At 60.9% G+C, this 1,161-nt stretch carries 1 protein-coding gene; it reads right to left on the bottom strand.

Annotated features, from left to right (window positions below; genetic code table 11):
- Positions 1 to 943 (bottom strand): ubiquinol oxidase subunit II (gene cyoA, locus AB4Y84_RS22105; RefSeq protein WP_442250990.1); only part of this gene is annotated, 943 nt, incomplete at its 3' end.
- Between the last annotated feature and the right edge of the window lie 218 nt (positions 944 to 1,161).

The following is a 1,161-nucleotide window of genomic DNA, read 5'->3' as shown; positions in this document are numbered from 1 at the left end:
GGGCATGGCCCTCGTGCGCTTCATGGCTGGCAGCGTCGGCAGCAGCGGCACCGGCATGGGAATGCTTCATGCCGTAGTGCTTGTTGTCGCCCATGTGCTTGGCGATGACCCAATCGAACAGGTTGTCTTCAACCTTGCCGAAGTAGGTGACCGGGTACCACTCGGAATTCTTCGCTTCGCCCAGCGCCTTGAACGAGGCCTTGTCCAGGCTCTGCTCGCCGGCACGGACCTGGTCCAGCCACTGGCGGTACTGCGCATCGGTGACCGAGTAGGCAGTGAAATGCATCTTGGCGAAGCCTGCACCGCTGTAGTGCGAGGACATGCCCGGGAATTCACCGGTCTCGTTGGCGATCAGGTGGAGCTTGGTCTCCATCGCCGCCATCGAATAGATCATGCTGCCCAGATGCGGGATGAAGAACGCATTCATCACCGTATCGGAGGTGATCTCGAAGTTCAGCGGGGTGTTGACCGGGAACTTGATCTCGTTGACGACCGCGATCTTCTCTTCCGGATAGATGAACAGCCACTTCCAGTCCAGCGAGATCGCCTGGATGGTGACCGGCTTGACGTCCGATTCCAGGGGCTTGTACGGATCCAGCGCGTGCGAGGACCGCCAGGTCAGCACCGCCAGGACCAGCACGATCATGCAGGGGATCGACCACACCACCACCTCGATCGCCGTCGAGTGGGACCACTTCGGCTCGTAGCGGGCCTTGGTGTTGGAGGCGCGATACTTCCACGCGAAGGTCAGGGTCATGATGATGACCGGGATGACGACCAGCAGCATGAGCACGGTGGCCGTGATCARCAGTGTCTTTTCATCCTGGCCGATCTGGCCCTTCGGACTGAGGATGGCCACGGCATCGCAGCCGGTGAGCATCACCAGCAATGCGAGCAGCAGGCCCGGGCGCAACCAGCGCCCAAGGGTTTTCAACGGAATCATCGGTCGATCCAATTGCGAGGGAATGCCGTTCCCCGTCCTGCCCGCACCGGCCAAAGCCGGGCCCACCCGTCCAGAAGACAGGCAGGTGAGGTGGGGTCGAGTCAGCCTTTCAATTTTAGGCCGTCACCCACCATTTAAGAAAGGCATTGACAATGATCAGGCGCAGGAAAGGCCCGGATCTGGATGCGACACGTTGTCGCACCGCGCCATTGCGGCAG

This window comes from Stenotrophomonas sp. 2YAF22 (genome assembly GCF_052114665.1).
Taxonomy (GTDB): domain Bacteria; phylum Pseudomonadota; class Gammaproteobacteria; order Xanthomonadales; family Xanthomonadaceae; genus Stenotrophomonas; species Stenotrophomonas indicatrix.
The sequence above is the reverse complement of the archived record's forward strand: the minus strand, read 5'-3'. Positions and strand labels throughout refer to the sequence as shown.